The sequence below is a fragment of the Pleomorphomonas diazotrophica genome, assembly GCF_002844595.1.
GTDB lineage: Bacteria > Pseudomonadota > Alphaproteobacteria > Rhizobiales > Pleomorphomonadaceae > Pleomorphomonas > Pleomorphomonas diazotrophica.
The window spans coordinates 14055-26987 of the sequence record NZ_PJNW01000001.1 but is presented as its reverse complement, the minus strand read 5'-3'; the positions used below and the strand labels follow the sequence as shown (position 1 = coordinate 26987).

At 66.0% G+C, this 12933-nt stretch carries 10 protein-coding genes and 1 tRNA gene; all 11 read right to left on the bottom strand.

The features are described 5' to 3' along the window. Positions 1-90: 90 nt before the first annotated feature. Positions 91-2856 (bottom strand): molybdopterin-dependent aldehyde oxidoreductase, encoded by a 2766-nt coding sequence (locus CXZ10_RS00185; protein WP_101286938.1) that lies wholly within the window; start codon positions 2854-2856, stop codon positions 91-93. Between the two features lie 42 nt (positions 2857-2898). Next, positions 2899-3747: an XdhC family protein gene (locus tag CXZ10_RS00180; protein ID WP_180335809.1), complete on the bottom strand. Its 849-nt coding sequence runs from the start codon at positions 3745-3747 to the stop codon at positions 2899-2901. A 339-nt stretch (positions 3748-4086) separates the two neighbouring features. Further along, positions 4087-4359 (bottom strand): molybdopterin converting factor subunit 1, encoded by a 273-nt coding sequence (moaD, locus tag CXZ10_RS00175; RefSeq protein ID WP_101286936.1) that lies wholly within the window; start codon positions 4357-4359, stop codon positions 4087-4089. 14 nt (positions 4360-4373) lie between these two features. After that, complete coding sequence (locus CXZ10_RS00170) at positions 4374-5561, bottom strand: FprA family A-type flavoprotein (protein WP_101286935.1); 1188 nt, start codon at positions 5559-5561, stop codon at positions 4374-4376. A gap of 44 nt (positions 5562-5605) precedes the next feature. Further along, positions 5606-6658, bottom strand: a complete 1053-nt coding sequence (locus CXZ10_RS00165; RefSeq protein WP_244617208.1) for a methyltransferase domain-containing protein — start codon at positions 6656-6658, stop codon at positions 5606-5608. 194 nt (positions 6659-6852) lie between these two features. Further along, a tRNA-Val gene (locus CXZ10_RS00160) sits at positions 6853-6927 on the bottom strand. A gap of 320 nt (positions 6928-7247) precedes the next feature. Continuing rightward, on the bottom strand, positions 7248-8216 hold the full coding sequence (locus CXZ10_RS00155) for a hypothetical protein (protein WP_101286933.1): 969 nt from the start codon (positions 8214-8216) through the stop codon (positions 7248-7250). 225 nt (positions 8217-8441) lie between these two features. Then, on the bottom strand, positions 8442-9755 hold the full coding sequence (locus tag CXZ10_RS00150) for a replication-associated recombination protein A (protein WP_101286932.1): 1314 nt from the start codon (positions 9753-9755) through the stop codon (positions 8442-8444). Continuing rightward, positions 9752-11176 (bottom strand): DegQ family serine endoprotease, encoded by a 1425-nt coding sequence (locus tag CXZ10_RS00145; RefSeq protein WP_101286931.1) that lies wholly within the window; start codon positions 11174-11176, stop codon positions 9752-9754. The genes CXZ10_RS00150 and CXZ10_RS00145 overlap by 4 nt, the downstream gene beginning before the upstream one ends. 132 nt (positions 11177-11308) lie before the next feature. After that, complete coding sequence (gene rplQ / locus CXZ10_RS00140) at positions 11309-11743, bottom strand: 50S ribosomal protein L17 (RefSeq protein WP_101286930.1); 435 nt, start codon at positions 11741-11743, stop codon at positions 11309-11311. Positions 11744-11833: 90 nt separating this feature from the next. Further along, a complete protein-coding gene (locus tag CXZ10_RS00135) occupies positions 11834-12856 on the bottom strand; it encodes a DNA-directed RNA polymerase subunit alpha (RefSeq protein WP_026782400.1) in 1023 nt (340 codons plus the stop codon). Between the last annotated feature and the right edge of the window lie 77 nt (positions 12857-12933).

Here is a 12933-nt window from a genome sequence, read left to right as displayed (position 1 = left end):
TTGCTGACCGATGAGGTGCGGGCGGCCCGGGAGAGGACGGGCCGCCCGCGTTTTCGAGGAGCGGGCGGGACGCTCCTCGACTGTCGGAACTCAGTTGTGCTGGAGTTCAGACTTGGTGGCGGACTTTCCGGCCTTCGCCTCAAGCCCCATCCTGATCACCTCCGGCAGGGCGGGAACGCGGAACACGCGCACGCCGCAGGCATTGTTGATGGCGTTGAGGATGGCCGGATGCGGCGCGGTGAGCGGCGCTTCGCCAACGCCGGCGGCTCCGAACGGTCCGAGGTCGCGCGGCGTTTCGAGATAGAGGATCTCGATGTCGTCGGGCACGTCCTTCGGATAGGGGATGCCGCAGTCCTTGAGGTTGGTGTGCAGCTCCAGGTCCTCGAAGTCCTCGGTCAGGGCAAGACCGATGCCCTGCGCGAGACCACCGTAGATCTGGCCGTCCACCGTCGCCTTGTTGATGATGGTGCCGACATCGACCGACGTGGTGAACTTGACCACCTTGGTCTCGCCGGTTTCGAGATCGACCTCCACTTCCGGCAGGAACACCTCGTACATGTAGATCGGGAACGGGTTGCCCTGGGCGGTTTCGGGCGAGCAGTCGGTGCAGGCCGCCGCCACCCACTTGCCGTCATAGGAGAGCGGAATGTTCTCGGCCACCATCTCCTTGTAGGTGCGATAGCCGCCGCCCGGTTTCTTCATGGCGTTGAGCATCATCTCGGCTGCGACGCGGATGGCGTTGCCGGAGAAGACATTGGAGCGGCTGCCGCCGGCCGGACCGGAGTTCGGACCGAAGGTGTCGGCCATGACGAGACCGATCTCTTCCGGCTTGACGCCGGCAGCGCGCAGCACCTCATGTGCCATCGTCTGGGCGGAAAGGTCGGCGCCCTGGCCGTGGTCTTCCCAACCGGAGTGGACGATGAAGCCGCTCGGCGTCATCTCGACGCGGGCTTCCGAGCTGTCGGGCCCATCGAGACCGCAGCCATAGATGCCGAGCGACACGCCGACTCCACGCTTCTTGTCGCTGTGGGCCTTGTTGAACTCGGCGCAGCGCTTCTTGGCTTCCTGGTACTTCGGCCGGATCATGTCGAACAGCTTGGGCAGCACCAGCACCTCCGGCTTCTGGCCGGTCGGCGTCGTCGAGGTCTCGTTGTAGAGGTTCTTGTAGCGGAACTCGAAGGGGTCTTCGCCCATCTTCTCGGCCAGCATATCGATGGCGATTTCCGAAGCGAGGAAGGACTGCGGCGAGCCATAGGCGCGGAAGGCCGAGCCCCAGGCATGGTTGGTCGCCACCGTACGGCCCTTGCCACGGATGTTCTCGAGGTGGTAGCCGGCGCCGGTGAACTGGGCCTGACGCAGGGTCACGAGATCGCCGAACTCCGAATAGGGGCCGTGATCCAGCCACCAATCGGTTTCCATGGCGGTGAGCTTGCCGTTCTTGTCGCAGGCGAGGCGGATGTTGATGTTCGCCGGGCTGCGCTTACCGGTGTAGGTGATGTTCTGATACTGGTCGTAGACCAGCGATACCGGCTTCTTGGTGACCAGCGCGGCGACGCCGAGCAAGGCTTCCATGGTCGGCGAGAACTTGTAGCCGAAGGTGCCACCGGTGGGGTTCTGGATCAGCCGCAGCTTCTCGGGAGGAATGCCGAGGCCGGGGCAGATCATGGCGTGGTGCAGGTGCACGCCGATCGACTTCGACAGGATCGTCAGCACGCCGTCGTCATCGACGAAGGCCTCGCCGCAGTCCGGCTCCAGGTGCAGATGCGGCTGGCGCGAGCAATAGGTGGTGATGTCCACCATGGCGGCGGCGCTGGTCATCAGCGGCTTGGTGTCGGCGCCCTTGACCACGCCCTGCTCATAGTAGGCGTTGGGAACGCCGGGGTGGATTTCCATGGCGTCGGGCGCGAGAGCCGCGAAACCGGACATGTAGGCCGGCAGCACTTCGACCTCGACCTTGACCTTCTTGGCGGCCGCGCGAGCATGTTCCTCGGTGTCGGCGGCGACGATGGCGATGGCGTCGCCAAACTGGAAGATCTTCTCCTTGCAGAGGATCGGACGATCCCAGCCGTCGCCCTTGTTGGTCGGGAAGGTGATGAGGCCGGTGATGGCGTTCTTGCCGCCCACGTCCTTCCAGGTGATGATCCGCTCGACGCCGACCATCTTCTCGGCTTCCGCCGTATCGATGTTCTTGATGAGCGCGTGGCTGACCTCGGCCTGCACCAGCGCGAGGCGCAGCGTGCCGGCCGGCATCTTCAGCGCCACGTCGGCACCGAAGTCCCAGGTGCCGGTGACCTTGGCGACCGCCGACGGACGGATGTACTCGGTGCCGAGGATGGAGCCGTCTTCCTTGGCCTTGGGCATCACGTCGTAAATGGTCTTGTCGCCCCGCATGATGGCGGCGGCGTCCATCACCGAATCGATCAGCGGCTTGTAGCCGGTGCAGCGGCAGAGGTTGCGGTTGCGGTGGAACCAGGCGCGGACTTCCTCACGGGTCGGGGTGAGGGTCTTGTCCAGCAAGGCTTTGGCCGACATGATGAAACCGGGCGAGCAGACGCCGCACTGGGCGCTGCCGTGGGCCATCCAGGCGATCTGCAGCGGATGCAGGTTCTCGGGCGTGCCGATGCCCTCGATGGTGACGATCTTCGCGCCGGCGGCGAGCTTTTCCATCGGCGTCACGCAGGCGCGGATGGGCTTGCCATCGATCAGCACGGTGCAGGAGCCGCACTGGCCGTCAGCGCAGCAGACCTTGCAGCCGGTGAGCATCATCTGCTCGCGCAGCACGTCGGCGAGCGAACGCTTGGGGTCGGCAACGACCCAGCGCTCCACGCCGTTCACATTCACGGAAATGCGTTTCATGTCTTCCTCCTAGGGTTATTCCATCCGTCGCAGCATCCCCAATCAGCTGGCGGCGGAGAGAGGCTTTCCTTCCTGGGCAGTCCCGCACCAATCCATGGTCCGCGTCAGCGGGCAGGCCTTGTCGGCACCTCGGATGTGAGCGATCATTTCGGCGGTGACGGAGACCGCGATTTCCTCCGGCCCCTCGGCGCCGATCTCCAGACCGACCGGGGCGCGGACGCGGGCGAAGGCTTCCGGAGCGAAACCGGCCGCGATGAGATTCTGGTAGACGGTGAGCACCTTGCGCTTGGAACCGATCATGCCGATGTAGCCGGCCGGCGTGCCAAGCGCCCAGGCGAGCGCCTCCTGATCAAGGGCGTGGCCGCGCATGGCGATGAACACCAGCGACGAGGCATTGGGTGCCAGCTCGGCCGTGGCCTCGGCAAGCGGGCCGGCGTGGGTGCTCGCGGCCGCCGGGAAGCGGGCGGCATTGGCGAACTCGGCCCGGTCGTCGATGACCACCGTCTCAAGGCCCAACGTCCGGCAGATCGTCTCGGTCATCAGGCCGACGTGCCCGCCGCCGAAGATGTAGACGGTGCGGTTGGGCATGATCGCCTCGATGTAGAACTGCAGGTTGCCGCCGCAGATCATGCCGAGGTCGAGCGTCGGGTTCTTGTGCAGGTCGATGGCCAGCATCTGCGACTGGCCCGTTGCGATCACATCGCGGGCGACCATGATCGCCCTGCCCTCAGCCGCACCACCACCCACCGTGCCGGCGATGGTTCCGTCGGCGCGCACCAGCATCTTGGCCGCCGTCGCCGAGGGCGTCGATCCCGACTGCGTGACGATGGACACCAGCGCAGCCCGACGGCCGGCATCCCGCTCGCGGATGAGTTCCTTGTAGATATCCATGTCGTCCTCCGGCGGCCTGCGGCACGCAGCGCTCCCGGACGGTCGGCCGTCTCCATGCCTTCTTGCCGGTCCCGATCTTCCTCCCCGGGGCGGCGCCGAGCGGCGACCTGTCCATGCTGGCAAGACTCGACCTTCGCGAGGGCGAAATCTGTCCGGTGCAGGACTCGCGACGTGGAAATCGCTGTCGCCCATGCGACGGATTTGGACGATAGAGATGGATGAGAGGAGCCTGGTTGGCGGAAAACCGCCATTTCCTGGCATTCCGGCTGAAGCCGGTCGCTCCATGCGTATGACCACGCATGGGGAGGCGCGCCGGGCCCGATGACCGGCGCGACAAGGTCAGCCGCCGGTCATCGGCGGGAACAGGGCGATCTCCCGCGCGTCGCCGAGCGGCTCGTCCTGTTCGATATGCAACTGATCGACGGCGACGCGAATGGTCGACGGCGATTCCAGCGCATAGGCGTAGTTGTCGCCGCGCTCCGCCAGCCAGGCGATCATCTCGCCGGCCGTGCGGACGCTGGCGGGCAGGCTCAGCCGCTCGTCGGAGAGGCCGACGCGCTCGCGCACCCAGGCGAAATAGATGAGATGCACGTCCCTCGCCGACGCTTCCATCGCGTTCTCCATGGTCAGGCCGCCACCGGCGCGGCGGCATGGGCGGCGGCGATGTCGTCGGCGAGCCGGTCGAGCTCGGCGAAGGCGGCTTCGCGCGGCAGGCCCTTGACCATCACCGGCTCGAAGAAGGTAGCGCCGAGCTTCGGCAGCATCGACTGGACGATCTCCGGCAGGTTGCCCTCCCAGCCGAAGGAGCCGATCACCGCCGCATACTTGGCCTTGAGCCCCAGCACGTTGGCAAGCAGCGCCGCATAGGCGACGCCGGGGTGCGGCCCCGACAGCACGGTCGGCGAAGCGAACACCACGGTCGACGCCTCGACGAGGCTCATGGCGAACTCGCCTGTGTCGAGATCCACCACGTTGATCGGCTTGACGCCGATGCCCCGCTCGATGAGCCGGTCGGTGAGATAGGCGACCATCTGCGCCGTGCTCTCGTACATCGACACATAGGGGATGACGACGAAGGGCTTGGGCGCGTCCGAGGTCCAGCTCCGGTAGAGGTCGAGGATGAAGGGCGGGCGGGCATAGACCGGACCGTGGCTGGGCGCGATGAAGTCGAGTGCCAGCGCGCCGACCTTGTCGACCGCCTCCTTGGAGAAGGCCCGGTAGGGCATCATGATCTCGGCATAATAGCGCTTGGCCGCCGTTTCGACCCGCGCCTCGTCGTCGGCGTAGAGGTCGGTGGTTGCGAGATGGGCGCCCAGGAAGTCGCAGGTGAAGGCGATGCGGGATTCCGGCACATAGGTGCACATGGTATCGGGCCAATGCACCCAGGGCGTCATCAGGAACTGCAGCGTCTTGTTGCCGAGCGACAGAGTATGACCGTCGCCGACGGTGATGAAGGCGTCACGGTCGACCGGCAGCGTATCCATGATGAACCGCTTGCACTTGGCGTTGGTCACCACCTTGGCCTCGGGGAAGAGCTCGAGGATGGCGGGGATGGAGCCGGAGTGGTCCTGCTCTGCGTGGTTGGCGACGATATAGTCGATCCGTTCGACGCCCGACTTCTTGATGGCGGCGATGAACTCGGCCGTCTTCGGCGGGTAGATGGTGTCGATCAGCGCCGTCTTCTCGCTGCCTTTGATGAGATAAGCGTTGTAGGTCGTGCCCTCCGGCAGCGGCACCAACTCATCGAACAGCTCGCGGTCCCAATCGATGGCGCGAAACGAGTGGATGCCATCCGTAACCTTTTGCGGGATCATCTCCGGCTACCTTTCACTTGAAGACAGAAAAAACGGGAACGGGCTCAGCAGCATGCCGACGCCGGGGCCGCATCGATCGCGGCGCGGCTCTCCGAGGGGGAACAGTCGAACCGCCCAAAATGGACGCTGCGGTCGCCATCGACGCGGAAATGCCGCCGGAAGCGGCTTTCGCCGATCATGGCGGCCGTGTTGCCGCAAACCAGCATCGGCTTGCCGGCAATGAAGCGATGATGATCGTCGAGAAGGAAGGCGGTGGGCGAGTCGGGCATAGTGCCTAGGTAGGTCGCGACTTGACCGTAATCCTCGCAGCAGTCCTCGAGGCCATCGAGCTTGAAGGCGCGCACTGTCATCGACCAGAAGGTGGTCGGGCCGACCAAGAGCTCAGCATAGGGATGACCGATGGCGATCGTCCGCTTGGCGAGCAAGCGATAGTCCGCCCAGCCGGTCGCCGCCATCAGCCGGCGGAAATCCTCGACGTAGAGCGCCCCGCCCAGGCATTCCGCCACCAGGAGCGGGTCGGACGCCACGTCGGCCGGCAGTCGGCGGCTGGCAAAAACATCGGAGAACAGAAGCTCGCCACCGGGCTTCAGCACCCTGCGGATCTCGGCGAACACCCTCGCCTTGTCCTCGGACAGGTTGAGGGCGCAGTTGGAGATCACCACGTCGATCGAAGCGTCGGCGATGCCGAGGGACGACAGATTCTCGAACCGCCCTTCGAGGAAGCTGACGTTGGACGTCCGGTGGCCGAAGACGCGCGCCTGCTCCGCCTGATGGGCGCGGCCGATTGCGAGCTGTTCCGGCGTCATGTCGACGCCGATCGACCGGCCGTTTTCCCCGACCAGCGCCGACAGCATGAACACGTCGCGCCCGCTGCCGCAGCCAAGGTCCAGCACGGTCAGGCCGTCGACATCGTCCGGCATGGGCGAACCGCAGCCATAGAAGCGGTTCAGCACGTCCGGGTGGATCGTCGCGACGATCGACCGCAGGCGCGGCGTCAGCGGCTCGGAGGAGCAGCAGGCGCCGGTCTTGAGATCGCCCTGCCCCGTGAGCCGAGCCCCATAATAATCGCGAACGACCGCCGCCACCTGATCCGCCACGATCCCACTCCCCGAGCAATCGCGTCCGTCGGACGCTGGAGGCCCGGCCGCGATCATCGCGCCGAAAGGTGATCGGGTCTGTCAGGTAGAAGACAAAGGGCGAAAATGGCCGGTCGGCAGCGCGACGCGGCCTCGCGCCGAGGTCTTGGAAAAAACAAAAGGCCCCGCTGTCGCCAGCAGGGCCTTTTGTTGGATGGTGGTCGCTGTAGGGATTGAACCTACGACCCCCGCAGTGTGAATGCGATGCTCTCCCGCTGAGCTAAGCGACCTTGAACCAACCTACTACAGCGCAGGAACACGTTTTTCAAGGAAGAGTACACCCGTGTGAACGAAGTGGTCTTCCGTTGAGCGACGCGCCCGAACCGTCATGCGGTGGCGCGATATAATGGCCCTCGGCGGGGCAAGTCAAGGCGTCAGGCGGACGAAAATTTGCTGGCTGGGAAGAGTGCAGACGAGCCTGAAGCGCCCCCGGCGCAGATGATTGGCGCTCGGCCAAAGGGGCGCTGGTTCCAAAAAAATCCGCGGCGCCCGGGGGGATCTCCGGGCGCCGCGCGCAGGGCGCTGCGTAGGGGAAGCGCTCTTCACCGGGTCAGGCAGCGGTGTCGAGCAGAGTACGCAGCGAAGGATGAATGTCCGGGCTTTCCTCGGACAGGAACTTTAAGAGCGCCCTTTCGTTGGCGTGGATGACACCGTCGCGGCCGATGCGGTCGGCCAGCCATTTCACTTCCTCGGATGTGACCGCTTCCGCCTCGCGGATGCGCGCCTCGTCGGCCTCGATCGGCTTCGAGCTTGCGTCGTCTGGCTGGCTCCAGGCTGACCAGACGCCGCGCAGGCCGTTGGACAGCATGTTCGACAGCATGTCGCCGAACAGGGCGGTGACGCCGCCGGACGGCGCGTCGAGCCAGGCGTCGCGGCTCAGCGTCTCCTCGCGCGACATCAGCGTGTAGCCCCGCGCGGCCATCAGGAAGGAGGCGATCGCCTTGACGAACAGGTCGGACCAGGAGGGATCGTTCTCGGCCTCGCGGCTGCGATCGTTGAGGTCGAACAGCACCTCCGCCTCCTCGCGGCTGATGCCGACGGAGCGCTCGTTGCCGAAGGCGTAGAGAATGGACCGCATGCGCTCGACGTCGGCGGCTGAGATGACGCCGCCCTCGCCGTCCTCGGCGCCGTTCAGCACGGAGCGCGACACCTCTGCAAGCGCGAAGGCGGACAGCTCGACCGGCACCGAATCGGTGCGGCGCATGATGTTGACCAGGAGGTCGACCTCGAGGTCGGTGGTGATGCCATCGGCCGAGAGAACGCCGATCAGCCAGCGGGCCATCTCCTCGCTGACGTGGCCGCTCGGGGCCGTCTGCAAGGCGACATAGTCGGTGAGGGCCTCGATGTAGAGCTGACGGCCGGCCGCCGTTGGGAAGCCTTCCTCGGCGGCGAGGCGGCAAAGCTGACGAACTTCCTCGGCGTTGATGCCGCCGTCGGCATAGACGGCCGCCCGCAAACGGGCGATCGCGTCGAGCGGTGCGGCGCCGGGCGCTGTCGTCTTTCCGCTGTCGCTCATCATCCCCCGCTCCCGTGGTTTGCCGTCAAGGATGACGCTACACCACAATTCCGACTTCGAGCTTAAGGGAACGGGTTAAAAAACTATTGAAGACAGATGGTTAACGGGTGAATTCCGGGCTTTCCGCGGCCTCCCTGGGGTCTCAGCGGGCCGGGTCGCTCCGAACTGATGAGGAATCAAGGCCACCGGCGGAAAATGCTCGTCCCAAGACGGCGAGAGACGTTAACCTCAGCTCTCGCCCTGCCGCTCGCGGCGCAGGCGCGCCCAATAGTCGAGGCGCTTCCTGAGCTCCCGCTCGAAACCGCGCTCCACCGGGTGATAGAAGGCGCGGCGGCCCATCTTCTCAGGGAAGTAATCCTGGCCGGAGAAGGCGTCCGGCTCGTCGTGGTCGTAGCGGTAGCCGGACCCGTAGCCTTCGCCCTTCATCAGCTTGGTGGGGGCGTTGAGGATATGGCGCGGAGGCACCAGGCTGCCGAACTCCTTGGCCGCCGCCATCGCCGTCTTGAATGCGGTATAGACGGCGTTGGATTTGGGCGCCGTCGCCACATAGACGACCGCCTCGGCGATGGCGAGTTCGCCCTCCGGCGAGCCGAGCATCTCATAGGCGCCCTGGGCGGCGATGCAGACGGACAGCGCCTGGGGGTCGGCGAGGCCGATGTCTTCCGCTGCCATACGGATCACACGACGGATGACGTAGAGCGGGTCCTCGCCGGCATCGATCATGCGGCAGAAGTAATAGAGCGCCGCGTCGGGGTCGGAGCCGCGCACCGACTTGTGCAGCGCCGAAATCAGATTGTAGTGGCCGTCCTGCGCCTTGTCGTAGACGGGGGCCCGCCGCTGAACGATCTCCTGCAGCGTCTTGGCGTCGAACACCTCACCTTCGCCGGCGGCGCGCCAGACGTCCTCGGCGAGCGTCAGCGCGGCGCGGCCGTCGCCGTCGGCCATGCGGACGAGCGCCGCCCTCGCCTCCTCGTCGAGCGGCAGCGGCTTGCCGGTCACCTCCTCGGCGCGGTCGAGCAACTGGCCGATCGACACCTCGTCATGCGGCTTGAATACCAGCACGTGGGCGCGCGACAGAAGCGCCGCGTTGAGCTCGAAGGACGGGTTCTCGGTGGTGGCGCCGATCAGTGTCACCGTGCCGTCTTCCATCACCGGCAGGAAACTGTCCTGCTGGGCGCGGTTGAAGCGGTGGATCTCGTCGATGAACAACAGCGTGCCGCGGCCGAGCGCCCGTCGCTGACGCGCCGCCTCGAACAGCTTCTTGAGGTCGGCGACGCCGGTGAAGATGGCCGAGGCCTGCTCGAAGGCGAGGTTGGTCTCGTGCGCCAGGAGACGGGCGACGGTGGTCTTGCCCGAGCCGGGCGGCCCCCAGAGGATCAGCGAGCCGAGCGAACCCGACGCCAGCATGCGCGTAATGGTGCCGCTGGGCCCGACCAGATGGTCCTGGCCGACCACCTCCGAGAGGCTGGCCGGGCGCAGGCGATCGGCCAGGGGCCGGCCGGCGCGGTTCTCCGCGGTGCTGACGCCGAACAGGTCGCTCATCGGAAGGCCATGCGCAGGATCTGGCCGTTGCGGTCGATGGCGACGCGCCAGAACAGCGGATCGGCCCCGGCCGCAGCGGCCAGCACCTTGGTGGCGGTAATGTCGTTGCCATTGACCGACAGGATGATGTCACCTTTCTGCAGGCCGATGCGATCGGCCGGCGAGCCGGGTGCGACGGCGGTGATCACCACGCCGGTCTGGCCCCGATAGGTGAGCCCGATCTCGGCGGCGACGGCCGGCGACATGTTGGCGACGGTCGCGCCCATGAAGGGCGAGCGCGTGTCGATGGTCAGCGCCTCGCGGGGCGTCGTCTCGGGCGCCGCCGTCAGCTTGACAGGCACCTCGATCAGCTTGCCGGCCCGGTTGACCGTGAGCCTGGCGACGTTGCCGACGCCCTTGGTGGCGAGGCGGTAGTTGAAGACGCGCGGATCGCTGACCTCGATGCCATCGACGGCGACGACGAGATCACCGGCATCAAGGCCGGCCGCCTCGGCCGGGCTCTTCCTCAGAATGGAGGTGATCAGCACGCCTGAGGGCCGGTCGAGGCCCAGGCTTTCGGCGATGTCGTTGGTCACCGGCTGCAGCTCGGCGCCGATCCACGGCAGCTCGACGGCCGAGCCGCCGCGCCGGGCCGAGTCGACGAAGACCTTGACCATGTTGGAGGGGATGGCGAAGCCGATGCCGTTGGAGCCACCACCCCGGCTGAAGATCGCCGTGTTGATGCCGACGAGCTTGCCATCCATGTCGACCAGCGCGCCACCGGAGTTGCCCGGGTTGATGGCGGCGTCGGTCTGGATGAAGAACTGGTAGTCGGAGATGCCGACCTGGCTGCGGGCGAGCGCCGAGACGATTCCCTGCGTCACCGTCTGGCCGACGCCGAAGGGGTTGCCGATGGCCAGAACCAGGTCGCCGACCTGCAGCTGGTCGGAATCGGCAAGCGGCAAGGTCGGCAGCGCCTCCTTGGGATTGCGCACCTTCAGCACGGCGAGGTCGAGCTGCTCGTCCTTCAGCACCACGTCGCAGTCGAGCTCGCGCCGGTCGGCCAGCGCCACCTTCACCTCGTCGCCGTCCTCTATGACGTGGTTGTTGGTGACGATGAGGCCGGAGGGGTCGACGATGACGCCGGAGCCGAGCGACTGCTGGTGCCGCTCGCGCTGCCGGCCGATGCCGGGCATGTCGCCGCCGAAGAACTGGCGGAAGAAGGGGTCGTCCATCAGCGGCGAGGAAGCCACCTTGATGGTCTTGCTCGAGTAGACGTTGACCACGGCCGGGCCGGCCACCTTGGCGACGGGCGCGAAGGACAGCTTGACCTGAGCCTGAGACGCCGGCACCGCCCGCTCCTCGGCCACGGCGGCGCCGAGGGATGCGCCGGCGACAAGGCCGAAGGCCAGGATGAGGCGGGACAATCCGTTGGGTCGCATCGCGTGTCTCCGGAAGCGCAGCATCGACATGCCGTCTTGTACGCCGCCGAATATGGCAACGGAAGGACGCCCAAACAACAAGGGGCGACCCGATGGGCCGCCCCTTGCGCAACTTTTAGCGAAGATCGCCTATCAGGCGGCGGCCGTCTCGGCCTCGGCCGGCTGGGCAGCCTGGCGGGCCTTGTCGGCGGCACCCTTGGCGGCGACGTCGCGATCAACGAACTCGATCACCGCGACCGCGGCCGAGTCGCCATGGCGGAAGCCGGCCTTCAGCACGCGGGTGTAGCCACCGGCGCGGGCCTTGTAGCGGGGGCCGAGCACGTCGAACAGCTTCTTGGCGGCGATCTCGTTGTTCTGCAGCTCGGAAGCGAGCTGACGACGAGCGGCGAGGTCGCCCTTCTTGGCGATGGTCACCAGCTTCTCGACGATCGGACGCAGGTCCTTCGCCTTCGGCAGGGTGGTGACGATCTGCTCATGCTCGACGAGCGAGATGGCGAGGTTGGCGAGCATCGCCTTGCGATGGCTCTGAGTGCGGTTGAACCGACGGCCCGCATTACCGTGACGCATGGCCTACTCCTATTTGTCTTTCGCGCGGCTCACGCCGGGCATGTTGTTTTGGACGAGCCGGAGAGCCACGCCCTCCGGCGAGCGTGATGCTCAGTAGTTGTGGTCTTCGTAGCGCTTGGCCAGGTCTTCGATGTTCTCGGGCGGCCAGTTCGGGACTTCCATACCGAGATGCAACCCCATCTGCGCCAGCACTTCCTTGATCTCGTTGAGCGACTTGCGGCCGAAATTCGGCGTGCGGAGCATTTCCGCCTCGCTCTTCTGGATCAGATCGCCGATGTAGACGATGTTGTCGTTCTTCAGGCAGTTGGCCGAACGGACCGACAGCTCGAGCTCGTCGACCTTCTTGAGCAGCGCCGGATTGAAGGCGAGCTCCGGAACGGTCTCGACCTTGGTATCCTTCTGCGGCTCTTCGAAGTTGACGAAGATCGCCAGCTGGTCCTGGAGAATGCGGGCGGCGTAGGCGACGGCATCCTCGGGCTTCACCGAGCCGTCGGTCTCGACGGTCAGCGTCAGCTTGTCGAGGTCGAGATCCTGGCCCTCGCGGGTGTTCTCGACCTTGTAGGACACCTTGCGCACCGGCGAGTAGAGGCTGTCGACCGGAATGAGACCGATCGGAGCGTCCTCGGGACGGTTGCGGTCGGCCGGGACATAGCCCTTGCCGGTGTCGACCGTGAACTCCATGCGGATCTCGGCGCCCTCGTCGAGGGTGCAGAGGACCAGCTCAGGGTTCAGGATCTCGATGTCGCCAACGGTCTGGATGTCACCGGCGGTGACGACGCCCGGACCCTGCTTGCGCACGACCATCCGCTTCGGGCCCTGGCCCTGCATGCGGACGGCGATTTCCTTGATGTTGAGGATGATGTCGGTGACGTCCTCACGCACGCCGGCGATCGAGGAGAACTCGTGCAACACGCCGTCGATCTGAACCGCCGTCACCGCCGCACCCTGCAGCGAGGACAAGAGGACACGACGGAGCGCGTTGCCGAGCGTCAGGCCGAAGCCACGCTCGAGCGGCGAGGCGACGACGGTCGCAAAGCGCTTCGGATCGCGGCTCGGAATGACCTCGAGCTTGTTCGGCTTCTTGAGCTCTTGCCAGTTCTTCTGGATGCTCACGTTGATACCCTTTCATATGAAGCGGTTCGCTGCGGGCCGCATCCCCCGCAGGGACAACCGCCTTGACGGGCCAAGCC